The organism is Acinetobacter sp. WCHA29 (assembly GCF_002165335.1).
Lineage (GTDB): Bacteria > Pseudomonadota > Gammaproteobacteria > Pseudomonadales > Moraxellaceae > Acinetobacter.
In genome coordinates this window covers 1-16,268 of sequence record NZ_NHRQ01000005.1, presented here as the reverse complement: position 1 = coordinate 16,268, position 16,268 = coordinate 1, and the positions used below count along the sequence as shown (strand labels likewise).

Here is a 16,268-nt window from a genome sequence, read left to right as displayed (position 1 = left end):
ATAGGCTGAACTGATAATTCAAAAAATTATAGATTGTAAATTTTGAGTAGCTCTTTTGATTTAAAATTGAATTTACAAGCTGATTACATATTTTGAAAAATATTATTGATCTAAACAAGATAAGTGGTTAAGGAAATGATTGCGTATAAATCATGCATTTGTATAGAATGAAAAATGTATAGGATAAATGTAATACAAATTTTATAAATTTGTTAACTTGTAACTAGAACTCACTAAAAATGAGACTAATTACAGCAAAAAAATAAACAAGGATGGAGGAAGGATATGAATTCCATAATCCAAATGGACTCGGATTTAAATCATACCTACACAGGGTTTGGTTTTTTCGACATATACAATAAAAACAGTTTTAAACAACCAGCGCGTACTACATGGATAGATGGTTGGAAAATTGAATATATGGCAATTGCAGATCCTAAGACGATCTACAACACGCCAATTGTAATTGTCGGGGGCGCATTTCAAAATTTTAACTCTTATAAGTATTGTGTTGAGCAACTCTTTGAGAGTGGTCCTGTCATATTGATTGATTTACCATCAATGGGCGCAAATCAGCAGATTCGAAATGTGGATACAGGCGAGTCAGCTGGAATTCTTGAATTACCAGATTTATCAAAAATGTTGGGTCAATGGCTTGATATTGTTGGGATTGATAAAGTTTCTGTCATGGGTATGTCGTTGGGTTCAGTTGTTGCATCTTCATTTGCACACCAACGTCCTGAACTGATTGATCGTATGGTCTTGATGGGTGTGATGCAAAAAACCCGTAAAAGCTGGCGTATGTTGCTCGAGGAATCTTTACACTTGATGCGTGAAGATCGTATGGAGGAGTTTGGGCAAGCAGTTATTTTGTATCTTGTGAATCATGCCAAGCTTGATAAAACGCGGATGTCTCCAACGGCAAAACGTTTATTCTTTAGACAGATGGCAGAGTTTACTGCAACTGAACGTGAGCGTTACGAGATTAATTGCAATCGACTACTCCGTTTAAGCAATGTACCTGTTGCGCAGTGTAAAACTCTTGTTGCAGCAGGGCAGTACGACAGCTTTACTTTGCCACATGAAAATGCTGACTTTGCTTTGCAATGTAATAATATGGAATTTGCATTAATTGCCAATGCAGACCATGTTCCACAATTACAACGCCGCAAAGAAACGATGACGCTTTTTACTACGTTTTTAAAGGGAGAATCCATCGACAATCTTGATGGTGTTATTCCAATGAACCGCGAACAGATGAAAAACATTGAGCGTCGTGGTGAAGAACGTATTCCTGTTTTAAAACCAGACACTAAATTATCACATCGACATTCAGATATCGAAGTAGCAGTAAAGATTGTAGATATTACGTTCTTTGGGGTGTATCTAAAACTTGATCATTTGGATCAGCTTGATTTTGTTAGCCAGCATCCACGAGATTTAGCCTTACATTTGGCTGATGAAGAAGGTGAGTTTAAAATAGAATGTTTAACATTTGAGGCAACTGAACAGGGTTTACGTATCTTGTTTAAACACGGTAGTTTCGACGTTGCGGATCGTTTATCTCGTTTTATTGAGCGTCAGAAACAAATTTAATTATTTTTTAATAGAATTTAAAAGAGAAGTGTTTTGAATTCACTTCTCTTTTTTTGATTTTTATTTATTGGTCGCTTGAATCATCCAAACAAGATCACCGAGATGCTGTTCCTTGTTTTCTAAATGTGTTTGTTCAAAGAATTCTTTAGGTTGAAGCACTTCAACTTGCTTAAAACCAGCTTCATGAAAAAAATTCTCTACCTCTGCTGGTGTCTTAAAGTGGAAGCTAAAAGCGCTGCGTGACATTAATTTCAATAAACGACTACTATTCCAGATAATGGTTGCTAATTTATTTTGAGTGGGTTCTGGATAAAGATCGGTTAAATAATGAAGTTCTTTGAAGTCGCGGCCATAGATCGCAATTGCTTGAATAAGTTGCTGAAGTAACGGCTTTTCAAAGTAGTTAATTAAGCCTTCACTAATAATCACCAAAGGTCGTTTAGGGTCAAAGACTTTAAATACGTTTGCAAATGCTTCTGTAAATAAATCAACGGATAGGACATCATCAACATGTGGTTCAATTTGTTGTAATGCTGCTTGTTTTGTAGCGGCCATATCAGGTAAGTCAAGCTCACGATAGCAAATGTCTGGGTGATGCTGTCTAAACCACCAACCTCGTGGCGATAAGCCACATGCAATTTCAAGTACTTGTAGGTTTGGATATTGCTGAATCAATTGCTCTAAATGCGTATCAAGCATGGTATGGCGTTGTTTCAAGGTTGTTCGCATACTTCCACCAACATACTTTTCTGCCCAACTTTCAATCGGATGGACTAAGGCTGCTAGTGTTTTTCCTTTAGTTGTCGCTAATGCAGGATGCGAAATGCCCATTTGATACCAAATATAGCCGGTATAGTGTGCAGTAAAAGAAATATGGCGGTGTTTCGAAAGTTGTTGTGTCATCTGTCCTAGACTCAATTTTTTTCATTTTATTCTGTTCCTATGCACAACCCATTTGCGCGAGGAAATTGACCTATTCATTTTTAAATAGATCAATTGGAGATGGTGTGTTAAATCATCTTTTGCTTATTGGCAAGTTAAAACGAATTCTTAAAGTCTTCAATGACTTTTTTTGCGTTCTGCCAACTTTCATCTAAATTTAGTGTCGAGCCTACTTGGATGTTTGGAATTTTACCGCGCATACGCTCTAGACGTTGTTGATTTGGTAAAGCCAATTTTTGAATGCCATCTAAAGCTGTACATGCTGCTGTTCGATCATTACACACTAATCCCATATCACAACCCGCATTTAATGCCGCTTGAATACGTGCATCAGCACCACCAGCAACACATGCAGCTTGCATACTCAGGTCATCAGAGAATAGGACGCCGTCAAATTTAAGTTGCTGACGTAAAATATTTTGTAGCCAAAATGAAGAAAAGCCAGCAGGGTTTGGATCGACTTGATCATAAATCACATGCGCAGGCATTAAAGCATCAAGTTGAGGCATTAATTTGATAAAGCTTTGCATATCTTTGTCGTAAATTTCTTGATATGAGCGACTATCAATCGCCGCAGCGACATGTGAATCAGCTTTTACAGAACCATGTCCAGGGAAATGTTTTCCAGTTGTCGCCATGCCTGCTTGTTTCATTCCACGCATAAAGGCATCAGCTAGTGGAACGATGTCTTGCATATTTTTAGCAAAGCTTCGATCACCAATCACATCACTAATATCATTGAGATCTAAGACTGGAGCAAAACTAAAATCGATACCTACAGCGAGAACTTCAGTTGCCATTAACCAACCACACTGTTGGGCTAACTCAATTGCTTGTTCGGGATGATGTACATAATGTTCACCAAGTCGCCCCATTGCAGGTAACAAGGTGAAGCCTTGTCTTAAACGTTGAACACGCCCACCTTCTTGATCGACAGCAATCAGAATATCTGGACGGACTTGGCGCATATGATCAGTTAAAGTACGAACTTGTTGAGGAGACTCAATATTTCGTGCAAATAAAATCATGCCACCGACTTGCGGAGCTTGTAATAGTTCAATATCTTCTTGAGTAAGTTCTGTGCCAGCAACGTCTAGCATCAATGCGCCGATCATATAGATTCCATTTGAATTTTGATGTAAAAAAAGCGATAGCTAAATTGTGCAATGATTTGCTACATTTTGTCAGTACAGAATATGATAAAACTACATGATATTGATGATAAGTGCTTGTTGGTCATTTATTTATAATGATTAACCTGTACTACAGTTTGGTAAAAATATTGAATGAAATATGTTCATATTGATTGTACTAGCATGTAATAATTGCCATATCCAAGGAAGTACCAAAATTTTATGAAACTTCAAATGATAGCGTGTGCAGTTGCAATCGCGACTGGTGGTTTATTTTTTTCTCATACAATGAATGAGGCATTTGCGGCAACGGAAGCTCCTGTTGTTTCAACCGTGATCAAGCCATCACAAGAACAAGCATTGGTCGCACGTCAGTTGGCAACATTAGTTGATCGTCAGCATTATCTGAATATGCGTTTAGATGCTGCGACATCAAATCGTATTTTAGATATGTATTTGGACAGCTTAGATCCAGATCATTCATTATTTCTGAGCAGTGAAGTTTCAGAATATAAAAATAAATATGGTTCAAATTTTGGTAGCTCATTAAAAGCAGGAAACCTAACTGGACCTTTTGCGATTCATGCCCAATATCGTGAACGCTTGAAACAATTCTACGAATTTATGTTGGCTGAATTGAAGAAGCCACAAAATTTACAGCAAAAGGGTGTTTACCTTGATATTGATCGCGAAAAAGCGCCTTATTTTCAGACTTCTGCCGAGCAACAAGCACATTGGCAGAGAATGTTGGTGTCTCAGCTAATTAATTTAACGATTAGCAAAGAAGAAGAGCAAGCGAAGCAAAAGGCTTTGAAAGCTGATCCATCGCTTGCAAATGGTCAGGATTTAACTGGTCCAGAAGATTTAACACCAGTACAAACGCTGACAAAACGTTATACGCGCCAGCTTGAACGTATTGGTCGTGTAAAGAGCGATGATGTTTTAGATAAAACATTAAATGCAATGTTGGCAACTTACGATCCACATAGTAATTATTACCCTCCTATTGATGCGATGGAGTTAAATCGCCAGACCACATTGCAACTTGAAGGTATTGGGGTATCTATTCGCCCAGAACGGGGCAATGAAGATTACACCAAGATTGAAACCATTGTTGAAGGTGGGCCAGCGAGTAAATCTGGTCAAATCAAATCAGGAGATCGAATCATTGGCGTTGCCCAAGACGGCGAAAAAATGATTGATGTTATTGGTTGGTCGAGTTCAGAAATTGTTGGATTGATTCGTGGTAAGCGTGGAACTAAAGTAACGGTTCGCTTACTCGGTGCGGGTGCTTCCATGAGCCAAGCACGTAATGTGAGTTTAGTCCGAGATGTGATTCAGGAAGAGGATGCGGGTGTTCGTTCACGTACAGTTGAAATTACACGTGATGGGAAAAAACATCTTTTCGGTGTGATTGAAATTCCATCTTTCTATTTCGATTATCGTTCACGTCGAGCTGGTACAGAATATCGTTCAGTTTCAGAAGATACAGCAAAAGCATTTGAATCTCTCAAAGCACAGAAAGTAGAAGGTGTTCTGGTTGATTTACGTAATGACCCAGGTGGTTCATTAGAAGAAGTTGCTCGTATGCTGGGTCAGGTGATTAAGTCTGGTCCAGTCGTACAAATTCGGGATGGCAATGGCAATGTGAATGTCTTTGAAGACACTGATGGCGGAGAGCAAATTTATGCTGGGCCAATGGCAGTGCTTGTTAACTTAGCCTCTGCATCTGCGAGTGAGATTTATTCTGCTGCAATCCAAGATTATGAGCGCGGTATTATTATTGGTAGTACCACGACAGGAAAAGGCACCGCTCAGGTTCAATTAGACTCCTTAGCACATGGTCAGGCAACGTTAACTCAACGCAAATTCTATCGTGTTACAGGTGGAAGTACGCAGAACAAAGGCGTGATTCCTGATATCAAACTTGTTGATATTTACAATGAAGAATTTGGTGAGCGTAAAGCTAAAAATGCATTGAAATGGGATACCATTCCAACAGCTCCTTTCAAGCGCGAAGGTTCTGTGCAACCGTATATTGCTAAGCTTACCCAATCTTCTGAACAGCGGGTGAAAGCTGATTCACAATTTAATTATTTAGAAGCTCGAAAACTGATCGCACAAAAAAGTTCTGATCAGAAGAAAGTTGAGTTAGATATTGCTCAACGTCGAGCTGAGCTAATTGATTTAGAAAAGCAAACACTCAATGCTGAAAATCAGCGTCGTATAGCGACAGGTCAGGCACCTTACGCCAACTGGGAAAGCTATCAGGCTTCGATTGATGCATTAATTGAGTCACGTGCCAAAATGAAAGCTTATGCACGACCAGCATTGCCTGAAGAAGAAACCTTTATTACAGAAGCTGCAAATGTTTTGATTGACTACGCAAAGTTACAAAGCCATTAAACTACAGTTATAGCAATATAAAAAAGCCCTTAAATTTAGGGCTTTTTTATTGATTAGATTTTTAGTTATTCACACGAATCCAGATTTGACTACGACCCAATACTGATACGCCAACATAACCTCGTAAATGTAACCTTTGTCCATTGTTACTTAACTTTGCTGCCAGACTGTACATACGACCAGTGTTTGGATCTAAAATTTTTCCATCTGCATAAGACAAATCCTTTTTATACTTCAGCTTAGTAATTACATTTAAGCCTAAGATGGGTTTGTTCGTGTAAGGAGCAGGGCAACCCGTACAGAATTCTTTTGGTGTATAACCTGTTCGCGGGGTAATTTTAATAACTTTACCAATATAAGTTCCATCAGCTTCTTTGATAATTTCAACCTGTCCTTTAGGCGCTCCTGTTACATCGTCAACGCTTTGCCAAGTACCTACGATATCTTGTGCGAAAGTCAGATGGCTAAGACTAAATAAGAAGAAAAACGTAATGAGTTTTGTGTACATGTCTAAGCTACTCAGCCACTATTATTGTCTCTCTATTATTTCGGATTTTTAATCCTAGATTCAATTATTCTTTTACAATTGTGTATTTTTTTAATAATTGAAATTTCAAGGAATTTTTTTAAAGTTTAATAAAAAAACACCCTTAATTCTGAAAGAAATAAAGGTGTTTTATAGTGCTAAACCGTGATCAATTTGATCCAATATAGATGGTCGGCGTGATTATGTCGTTTTAAAATTTATTCATCGCGAAGCCAAATTTGATTACGACCTAATGCAGATACGCCAACATAGCCTCGCAAATGTAAGCGTTTGCCATTAGAACTTAATTTTGCTTTCATACTATAAACTTTGCCAGAATTTGGATCTAGAATACGACCATTAACATAGTTCAGCCCCTCACCTTGTTTTAGGCCTGTCATCACGTCTAAGCCTAAAATAGGTTTATTGGTATATGGTGCTGGGCAGTCTACACACGTTTCTTTTGGTGTGTAACCCGCACGTGGAGTAATCTTTACAATCTTACCCGCATAAGTACCGTTCGCTTCTTTACGAATTTCGACTAAAGCTTTTGGTGCACCAGTTTTGTCATCGATACTTTGCCACATACCTGTAATATCTTCTGCAAAGCTTAGACTACTCATTACAGATAAAATCAACGCACCGAATAATTGTTTTCCCATCATTAAAAATCCTTTTAACGTTTGAACTCCCATTATGTAGGATTTTTGACAACTAGTTCAATATAAATTGACATCTCTGTGACAAATTAAGAAAGAGACAAAATAAAAGTGGGTAGCCATATAGCAGTAAACACACCATTCACAGCCATACCAAAAGCGGCATAACGACCTGTAACAGGACCTCGCTGCCATGCTTGTGCTGTACCAATTGCATGAGCTGCCAAACCTAAAGCTAAGCCTGAAGCCCGTTCATCATGGATATGTTTTAAAATCCACGGAGAAAATGCGGCGCCAATGACTCCAGATAAAATCACAATCAGTGATACCATCATCAGAGGAGCGTGTAATAGTGTGGCAATATTCAGAGCAATTGGCGTCGTTACAGCTCGGGTTGCAAAAGCCATAATTGTTGGTTCTGACATGTGTAATAAATATGCAAGCCCCATCGGCAATGCAACTGCACTGATACTTGCAAAACACAAAATGCCAATCATCGATTTAATTGGTAAATCATCATAACGCATTGCAGCCAGTGGAATTGCCAAAGCGACAGTCACATAACCAAGCAAATGATTAAAGACACCATTCACATTATTCATGTACTGTTCATAAGGAATACCCAAAATTGCGAGTAGTCCGATCACAATAAACATCGCAAAAACAATTAATGGAATCTGTGGAATTTTTTTGTTTAAAGGTTTTGCGATGAGATAACTGATTAAGGTAATCACGAATCCATATATAACCATTAACATATTCATGAACTCCTATAACCAGCGTTTCGCCATTTTGGCGTAAATCCACAATGGCAATAAAGTACTCAAGGTTAAGACAAATAAAAAGATTGGAATTTCTTTGCCTAAATGTACCAACATGATCAAAGAGCCAGCACAGATTGGCAAAAATGCAAATGCACTTTCTTTCATGATTTTGTTGTTGGTATCTATAAGGCGATTGGAGATTTTTCTAAATCTTCTCCAAATTAATAAAGTTGCAAGTAAGCTGATCAGTCCGACGAGATTACCTAATTCTGGGTGATGAAAGACCGTGGTAATAGCAACAGCACCTTCACGAAATACAATAATTAATAGAATCGTGCAAAACCAGGCTGTCCAATCAATTTCTTTCATCTTTTTTCTAACTCTCACTTATAAACGATTATTACATTGATGCTTACTTTTCAAATTCTTCCAAAGGCCTGTAAAATAAAGCTGCTTGGTTTCCAAGAATTTCATCTAATGGTAGATGTGCTTGTTTGATTAGTTGATGCAATTTTTGTGGAGCAATACAAACTGATAAATGCAAATCACCTTGCTCATCATATTGTTCAGTTTGAATGACATTGAGTGTATAAAGTTGTGTGCGTAGTTTACCGTAAGCAGGTTTGAGAACTAAGTCGAAATGTTGTAACTGTCCCATGAGGCATTGTTGAACAGCTTGGCTTAATAAATCTAATCCCTGCCCAGAATGCGCAGAAACATAAACGCGATCAGGTAAATCTGCTGCCTTATAAATAATTTTTGCCGTATCACCGCTGAGATCAATTTTATTGTAAACATGAAGAATCGGTGCATCGGCTCCAATTTCTTTCAGCACAGATTCCACTGCTTCGATTTGTTCAGGCATGTTAGGGCTACTGCTGTCAATTACATGCAAAAGTAAGGTCGCTTCTAGTGTTTCTTCTAAGGTCGCTTTGAAAGATTCAACCAAATCATGCTGTAAATTTCTTACAAATCCAACTGTATCTGCGAGTACGACAGTACCAATACCATCCCATTCTAGACGACGTAAGGTTGGATCGAGTGTTGCAAAAAGTTGGTCTGCTGCATAGACATCACTTTGGGCTAAAATATTAAACAGTGTCGATTTACCGGCATTGGTATAACCAACCAAAGAAATCGTTGGAATTGCTGCTTTTTGGCGTGCGGCACGACCTTGTAATCGCGTCTGTTGAACTTTGACTAATTTGTCTTTCAGTTGGGTAATACGTACTTTGATGAGTCGGCGATCAGTTTCAAGTTGTGATTCACCAGGACCACGTAGACCAATCCCACCTTTTTGTTGTTCTAAATTACCTGTGAAGCCTCGAATTAAGCGCGTTGATAAATGCTTAAGTTGGGCAAGTTCAACTTGTAATTTTCCTTCGTGTGTACGTGCTCGTAATGCGAAGATATCTAAAATAAGCCCTGTACGATCAATTACACGACATTTTAAGATTCTTTCTAAATTACGTTCTTGAGCTGGTGAAAGAGAGTGATCAAAGATAACTAATTCAGCTTCTAGCTGCTGAACTAATTCTGCGATTTCATCAACTTTACCTGAGCCAATAAAAAATTTAGGGTCTGGTTTATTTCTTTGTACAGAAATATGTTCAAGAATTTCAGCACCAGCGGATTGAGCGAGCAATCGAAACTCTTCAGCATCAAGGTCATCGAGTAACTGCACAGAAACACTGACTAAAATTGCTCGTTCACCACTTTGTTGCCGCTCAAAAAATTCCACGCTATTATCATATCCTGAGTATTGAAGCCTTATTCTAGAATAAACTTCAAGCAAAGGGCAAAGGCTTCATGGATTTATATGACATGGTGGTGAATAAGTTTGATAAAACCAACGAGTGTGCCGATATATAAAATTGACCAGCCCAAAAATATTCTTAAAGCATAGCCATAAGGAATATTCACTTGATTATGAGATGTTGTGTGTTGAGGATTCATCATATGACCTCTTAATTTATTAATTCGATCTATTTATAATATTTAATTTAAAAAACCTTTTAAAATTGAAAATAATTATATTCACATTCGTTTTTTCTCATGGTGGTAACTTTTATAAATAGATACGGGCATGATATAAGTGAGCTAGTTCAATGCAATGTGCATACATGCGTACGGTTTTAATGATTTATGACTCAAGAAGCAACAGCAGCAAATAACACACCATTAAATTTCATCTCTAAATTGAGCTTGTATAGTAAAAAATTAGCCTCAGGTCTAGAAACAATTGGTGAAGGTTTTTATCTCATTTATCGACACGGGTTATACAAAGACCCGAATAATCCAACGAATACGCGTTATGTTCAGTATTTTTGCCGCCGTTTATGCGAAGTTTTTAATATCGAAGTGCAGATTCATGGCACTATTCCACGAGAACCAGCGCTTTGGGTGAGCAATCATATTTCTTGGTTAGATGTTGCTGTACTTGGCTCTGGAGCACGTATTTTCTTCTTAGCAAAAGCAGAAGTCGAAAAATGGCCCATTTTGGGTAATTTAGCAAAAGGCGGTGGAACCTTATTTATTAAGCGAGGTTCTGGTGACTCAATCCGAATAAAAGAACAAATTACAGCATTTTTAAAACAAGATATTCCAGTTTTGTTCTTTCCAGAAGCCACAACCACAGATGGTCGTCAGGTCAAAAAAGTACATGGGCGCTTATTGGGTGCTGCGATTGACGCGCAACGTCCAGTTCAAATTTGTGTGATTTGCTATGTCAATCAACAAGGTGAATTAGATCTGGTCGCACCTTTTATTGGTGAAATGTCTTTTGTAGAACATGTGCAACGTGTTTTAGAAATGCCAAAAGTTACCGCTCATTTATTGACCCTACCTGCAATTCCTGTAACACACCATACGGTAGATAGCTTAACTAAAGAAGTTGATCGTCAAATGCGAGCAGGGCTGCTTGAGTTACAAAGCAAAGTTTTAAATACTCAGCCATAACAATACTCGCTTTAAATTACATAAAGCCTTCAATCGGCAGCCATGAAATAATTTTCAGTCCTGCCTTTTGCCACCATTTCATTCGAGGTTCTTTGGTGTAGATGACAGGACCTTGTGGTGTTTCACGTCGCCATGTAATTTTTTTATTGGCATCTAACACTAATTTATAGGCATATTTACTTAGATTTTGATCCATAGTCGCATGAACAGCTTGCGCTAAAGGTGGGCTATCTAAAAGCACGCCAATTTCAGTGTTCAGATAAGCAGAGCGTGGATCAAAATTAAATGAACCAATAAAAACTTGCTTTTCATCTAGCGCCATCAGTTTGGCATGTAAACTGGAACGGCTTAGTCCTTTGATATTTACTTTTGCTTTCTTCGCGAGTTCTTCGGTATGTTTATCGAGATCATTTTTATTTAATGCGGGGAGAAACTCATATAGCTGTACACCATGTTCCAGTAAATCCTGACGATATTTTCCATAAAATGCATGAACAACAGCGACATCGTTTGCCTGAAATGAGTTTGTGAGCACTCGAACTTCGATTCCATCTTTTGCAAGATCATTGAGAATTTTAGCACCCTTTTTTTCAGGGACAAAATAAGCCGAGATGAGGTCAATATTTTTTTCAGGTTGTTCTAAGTGGTTAATCAATTGGAAATTAAGGTGTTCTTGTTTTTTGGCTTTTGATTTAATTTTGTCAGGAGAGTCTTTTACAACCTCAGCTTTTACCCAATTTAAAGGAATATCCCGACTGATAATTGAATCAATTACCTGTGAGTTACCAGTCAAATCAAGATAATTCTGTACCGTTGCTCTATTATAATGCTCATCAAGTTGCTGTTTTAGGCTCTCATAGCTCAAGCGATGAGCATTTTGATTGACAATTTCCCTTACATCGTAAGCGTAACTATGATTCCAGTATTCGTCAAAAGATTGTGAAATGTCATTGACCGCTTTGCCAACCAACATCACATCGACATCAGAAAACTGATAGTTATCACTCACGTTGTAGTATTGATTCGTCATATTACGTCCACCAATCAAGGCAACTTGTTGGTCTGCAATAAAACTTTTGTTATGCATTCTGCGGTTGATACGTTTTAAATCTAAAACCATATCAAGCGCACGGTATTTGCGAAAACGATAGGGATTGAATAATTTAACTTCAATATTTGGATGCTGTGCCAGAGCTAAGAAGATTCCTTCAGTTTTCTTTGCATTGTTATCATCAATAAGTAATCGAACTTTGACACCACGATCTGCTGCGCGAATCAGCGCATGCAAAGCAAGAGCACCTACTTTGTCATTGTCCCAAATATAATATTGCAAATCTAAGGTTTTCTCGGCCTTATCAATTAAACGTAGTCGTGCTGCTAACGCTTCTAGGGGTTCAAATAAAACGTGATAACCAGTCAATCCAGGATTTTGTTGTTCTAAAGGTTGAATGATCTGAGCCAAAGTTGTCTGATTTATTTCTAATTGTTGAATGTTAGATTGTTGTATTGGCTCTATTTTATGTTTAGGTAGTGTGCTGCATCCTGTGATTGTGATCGCAATACTGCAATAAATCGCAAGCATACTTTTATTGTAAGTAGTTGTACTTATTTTTGTATGTTTGCGATTTAGATGAGAAAATTGCGTCATAATCTTTACTGATTAAAAGTTGGACTTGAGTATAGCATTTCATCAAAAATTATAAATATGAGATGCGATGTATGCCCTAATGTCAGATTAATGAGAGTGTTAATGTCGAATTCGGACACAGTTATATTAGTTTTTTATATTATTTTTATTGTTCTAGCCTTGTGGGCATTCGCTCAGGCATGGACTCATCAAGCAAGAACTGAAACGATTCATCCTTTTAAAGCTTTTGTACATCTAGCTGCATTTTATCTTTCTTATTTGTTAGTTCCTCTCTGGTTTTTTAGCTTGTATGCAGGTTGGTCTGAGTTTTACAGTTTACATGAGAGTATTTTTGTTTTCCTTTTAACGAGCATATTGATTTATGCACGATTTATTGAACCACATATGGTTCATATTAAACATCATCAATACCGTTTAAATCCGGATCGTGATTTTATTCAACCAGTTAAAGTGGCCTTAATTGCAGATATGCATGTGGGATTGTTTTCTGGGCATGAACGTCAATTAAAAAGCATTGTTAAAAAGTTAAATGAAGCTAAACCAGATATTGTAGTGGTTGCAGGTGATTGGACTTATGAACCTGAGAATCGCTTAATTCAGGAACTCTCAGTACTAAAACAAATTCATGCCCCTGTGTATTCTGTCCCTGGTAACCATGATGAGCAGTATCCTGGTCCACCTATACAGACATTATTAAAAGATGCATTGGAGCAGAATAATGTGATTGATATAGAAGGGCAGATTATCGATTTTGATGAGTTTCGCTTAATTGGAATTGGTGATTTATGGGCGGGTAAAGCAAATATGCGATTTATGCCAGACTTACCACAAGATAAACCATGGCTCATTTTATCTCATAACCCTGATACAGTAGATATGGTGCCAGCATTACCTACACGACCATTAATGCTGGCTGGTCATACACATGGAGGGCAAATAGAACTTCCTTGGATTACAACGTATATTATGAAAAAAGTGTCTATCTTGGGGCACAAAAAAGGTTTTTATACACATGAACATGCTGATGTATTTGTAACGGTTGGGACAGGCATGGTTGGCGTTCCATTTCGATTTCGAGTTCCACCGACGATTGATATTATTGAACTCATATAAATTAAAAAAGCCAACTTTAAATAGTTGGCTTTTTTAAAAAATTACAACCTAAGGAATAATAATAATCGTAACTCGGCGGTTATTCGCGCGGTTCTCGTCAGACGTATTTGGCACGAAAGGTTGGCTTGCACCACGCCCAATCACAGTGACATTATTTGGTTTGAAACCCTGATGAATGAAAATCGAAGAAACACTTTGAGCACGTTCTTCAGACAATTTCTGGTTATATTCAGGATTACCAATATCATCAGTGTGACCCACAACTTTTAATTTTTGCAGATCATACTTGTTCAATTGATTGGCAAGACGAACGATTTCTCTTTGATTTTCAGGTTTAATATCTGCTTTATTAAAGTCGAATAGTAAACGTTCAGGCAGACCCAGACTCCAACCTTCTTCTGTTAAAACGAAACCTTCTTTTTTTAGCATTTTGACTTGACGATATTTCAAAGGACCAAAACTTAAACAGCCAGCCAATGTTAGGCAGAGTAATGCTACAAAGGAGATATTAAAAGTGTGAGCGCGCATAACATGTCCTAAATTTCTGGTTTATAAAGAAACCAATGTGGATTTAAATTTTTAGCTTTATACATTGCTTGATCTGCTTGCATGACTAAATCATCTGGATTGTCTGCAAACTGTGAAAATGCAATCCCTAAACTAAAGCTAAAATGGATAAGTTGACCGTTAAAATCCAAAGGCTCATCACAACTTGCTAGTAAACCTTCAGCGATTGTTTGTAAATGATCAGAATGATGGATGGTATGCAAAATGATTGCGAATTCATCCCCACCCAAACGAGCAATAAAGTCTTCTTGTCTGACAGACTGCATTAATCGATTTGCCATTTCTCTTAATACCGCATCACCAGCAAGATGACCATAATGATCATTAATTGCTTTAAACTTATTATTATCTATGAAAATCAGTGCAGAATTGTGACGAAATTTCTTGTTTTTAAAAATATTGAGCAATTCTTCATAAAAATAGTGTCGATTAGGTAAACCTGTGAGCTGGTCATGGCGAGCTTGAAATGAAAGTTGGAGATTCTCTTTCTGTAAATGAGTATGCCAAACTTGTATTTCTTCTAAGAGCTCATTAAATACCGTATTCAGATTTTGAAACTCTTTAATATGGTTATTTGGAAAACGTAAGTTGTAAGCTTTTTGGTCACTCACTAATTGAGCAATATGGGTTAATGGTTTAATCGCTTGCATGATTTGGCGATAGGTAAGATTAACTGACCATAACAGTGCAATCACAATAAAAAACATTGATATGGCAAGGCCAATAATGATGGTTTTTAAGAAATGTAAAATATTTTCTGAGCTGCCATATAAAACTAATTCGCCGACTTGTTTCTTATGATGAATAACCGTCAGTTTAATTGGATCATGTAGAAACCATTTATCTAATACGCTTTGTAAAAATGATGTGTGGTCGATTTGCTTGGTACTTTCTGCTAATAATTGATGCTCTGGAACATAAACATGAATACTACGAATCGCATGTTCTGTTGTGTAGTCCGCTAAAATTTGATCAATTGCTCCTTTGTCCTTGAAGACAACAGCGGGCTGGATTCGTTCAAGTAGCGTTTGACTTAATAGTTGTAAATTTTGTTTGGCGTGCGTTTCCATTGTGAATATGGAAATTGTTGCAAAAGTACAAGAGCAAATTAAAAAAGTAATTGCAAAAATCGTAAATTGAGATTTACGGAATAAAGCATGTAGCGAAGTAGATTGATATAAATTCGAAATCACTTTAATTACTCCGTATTCTTCGCCAAGATTAAGACTCGGGGGTCGATATGAACTTTGGAGTAACTCAAAGCATCAAGATTTATTTTAAATCTAGAAGAGGTCTTTTTGTTGTATAAACAGAAAATACTGCCAATTTCACATGCTGGATTATTAGTGCTTAATGACAGTAATGAACGCGATGGATAAGCTTGAATCAAGTTTTGTTGTTGTTGCGGTGTTGTTGTTGAGAAATACACAACATGACATTCTGTTTTTTGAAAATATTTTGAATTAACAGCTTGTACCTGATAATCATACCTAAGTTGTTTAATATTGGATTGAAATTGCCTTGAAGCCTCAGCATTATCTATTACACAAATAATTGGGCGAGATGTATTCGACCACTTGCTATAACTCAATATGGTTAATGCTAATTCATAAAAATTATGATTTGAAATGGCGTAACAAATCTGACTCGTAGCGATCAAGGCTAAAAGCAACAGTAATTGTACTTTTTTACTAATAAACCGTATTTTCAATCAAAAATGCCAAAAAATTTGAAGCAAGATGTACATTCTACTTAACTTAATTGTTTAAAAAAAGTTCTTATCGACAAAGAAAATAGACAAAAAGTAACTGAGTTAGTCTAAAAAACGTCCACTTAAATAAAAAGATTAGGGAAGGGGGTTGTGTTGGGAGAGGAATGGTGTAGAATGCACATCCATCGGCGGTGATGCAGATAAAAACTTGTTGAGAAACAAGGATTTGGCTAGATTAGTTAGGT

At 37.2% G+C, this 16,268-nt stretch carries 15 protein-coding genes; 4 read left to right on the top strand and 11 right to left on the bottom strand.

Annotated features, from left to right (window positions below):
* Nucleotides 1-285: 285 nt before the first annotated feature.
* Nucleotides 286-1,596, top strand: a complete 1,311-nt coding sequence (locus CDG59_RS05205) for an alpha/beta fold hydrolase (RefSeq protein WP_087544038.1) — start codon at nucleotides 286-288, stop codon at nucleotides 1,594-1,596.
* Nucleotides 1,597-1,656: 60 nt separating this feature from the next.
* Here CDG59_RS05205 and CDG59_RS05200 read toward each other — a convergent pair whose 3' ends face one another.
* Complete coding sequence (locus CDG59_RS05200) at nucleotides 1,657-2,499, bottom strand: class I SAM-dependent methyltransferase (RefSeq protein WP_087536491.1); 843 nt, start codon at nucleotides 2,497-2,499, stop codon at nucleotides 1,657-1,659.
* 134 nt (nucleotides 2,500-2,633) lie between these two features.
* Nucleotides 2,634-3,653 carry a beta-N-acetylhexosaminidase gene (nagZ, locus tag CDG59_RS05195; RefSeq protein WP_087544036.1) on the bottom strand — a complete coding sequence of 340 codons (1,020 nt, stop codon included), beginning with the start codon at nucleotides 3,651-3,653 and terminating at the stop codon, nucleotides 2,634-2,636.
* Nucleotides 3,654-3,893: 240 nt separating this feature from the next.
* On the opposite strand from nagZ, the gene CDG59_RS05190 reads away from it, so the two are divergent.
* On the top strand, nucleotides 3,894-6,077 hold the full coding sequence (locus CDG59_RS05190; RefSeq protein WP_004660463.1) for a carboxy terminal-processing peptidase: 2,184 nt from the start codon (nucleotides 3,894-3,896) through the stop codon (nucleotides 6,075-6,077).
* Between the two features lie 61 nt (nucleotides 6,078-6,138).
* Here CDG59_RS05190 and CDG59_RS05185 read toward each other — a convergent pair whose 3' ends face one another.
* From CDG59_RS05185 to hflX, 5 genes are all read right to left on the bottom strand, one after another.
* The gene (locus CDG59_RS05185; protein WP_005156153.1) at nucleotides 6,139-6,585 is read right to left on the bottom strand and encodes a DUF2147 domain-containing protein; all 447 of its coding nucleotides are present in this window, start codon (nucleotides 6,583-6,585) and stop codon (nucleotides 6,139-6,141) included.
* A 236-nt stretch (nucleotides 6,586-6,821) separates the two neighbouring features.
* Nucleotides 6,822-7,265: a DUF2147 domain-containing protein gene (locus CDG59_RS05180; RefSeq protein ID WP_162620852.1), complete on the bottom strand. Its 444-nt coding sequence runs from the start codon at nucleotides 7,263-7,265 to the stop codon at nucleotides 6,822-6,824.
* A gap of 86 nt (nucleotides 7,266-7,351) precedes the next feature.
* A complete protein-coding gene (locus CDG59_RS05175) occupies nucleotides 7,352-8,020 on the bottom strand; it encodes an LrgB family protein (protein WP_005156147.1) in 669 nt (222 codons plus the stop codon).
* Nucleotides 8,021-8,032: 12 nt separating this feature from the next.
* Nucleotides 8,033-8,395, bottom strand: a complete 363-nt coding sequence (locus CDG59_RS05170) for a hypothetical protein (RefSeq protein ID WP_004660470.1) — start codon at nucleotides 8,393-8,395, stop codon at nucleotides 8,033-8,035.
* Between the two features lie 43 nt (nucleotides 8,396-8,438).
* Nucleotides 8,439-9,767 (bottom strand): ribosome rescue GTPase HflX, encoded by a 1,329-nt coding sequence (hflX, locus tag CDG59_RS05165; protein ID WP_087544035.1) that lies wholly within the window; start codon nucleotides 9,765-9,767, stop codon nucleotides 8,439-8,441.
* A 404-nt stretch (nucleotides 9,768-10,171) separates the two neighbouring features.
* On the opposite strand from hflX, the gene CDG59_RS05160 reads away from it, so the two are divergent.
* Nucleotides 10,172-10,984: a lysophospholipid acyltransferase family protein gene (locus CDG59_RS05160; protein WP_087544033.1), complete on the top strand. Its 813-nt coding sequence runs from the start codon at nucleotides 10,172-10,174 to the stop codon at nucleotides 10,982-10,984.
* Between the two features lie 16 nt (nucleotides 10,985-11,000).
* Here the strand turns inward: CDG59_RS05160 and CDG59_RS05155 are convergent, their stop codons facing one another.
* Nucleotides 11,001-12,566 (bottom strand): phospholipase D family protein, encoded by a 1,566-nt coding sequence (locus CDG59_RS05155; RefSeq protein ID WP_413772667.1) that lies wholly within the window; start codon nucleotides 12,564-12,566, stop codon nucleotides 11,001-11,003.
* Nucleotides 12,567-12,734: 168 nt separating this feature from the next.
* On the opposite strand from CDG59_RS05155, the gene CDG59_RS05150 reads away from it, so the two are divergent.
* The gene (locus tag CDG59_RS05150) at nucleotides 12,735-13,745 is read left to right on the top strand and encodes a metallophosphoesterase (protein WP_087544030.1); all 1,011 of its coding nucleotides are present in this window, start codon (nucleotides 12,735-12,737) and stop codon (nucleotides 13,743-13,745) included.
* 48 nt (nucleotides 13,746-13,793) lie between these two features.
* Here CDG59_RS05150 and CDG59_RS05145 read toward each other — a convergent pair whose 3' ends face one another.
* The 3 genes from CDG59_RS05145 to CDG59_RS05135 are packed head-to-tail and all read right to left on the bottom strand — an operon-like array spanning nucleotide 13,794 to nucleotide 15,984.
* A complete protein-coding gene (locus CDG59_RS05145; protein WP_087544028.1) occupies nucleotides 13,794-14,273 on the bottom strand; it encodes an OmpA family protein in 480 nt (159 codons plus the stop codon).
* Nucleotides 14,274-14,281: 8 nt separating this feature from the next.
* Complete coding sequence (locus tag CDG59_RS05140) at nucleotides 14,282-15,505, bottom strand: diguanylate cyclase domain-containing protein (RefSeq protein ID WP_087544026.1); 1,224 nt, start codon at nucleotides 15,503-15,505, stop codon at nucleotides 14,282-14,284.
* Between the two features lie 5 nt (nucleotides 15,506-15,510).
* A complete protein-coding gene (locus tag CDG59_RS05135; protein ID WP_087544219.1) occupies nucleotides 15,511-15,984 on the bottom strand; it encodes a YfiR family protein in 474 nt (157 codons plus the stop codon).
* Between the last annotated feature and the right edge of the window lie 284 nt (nucleotides 15,985-16,268).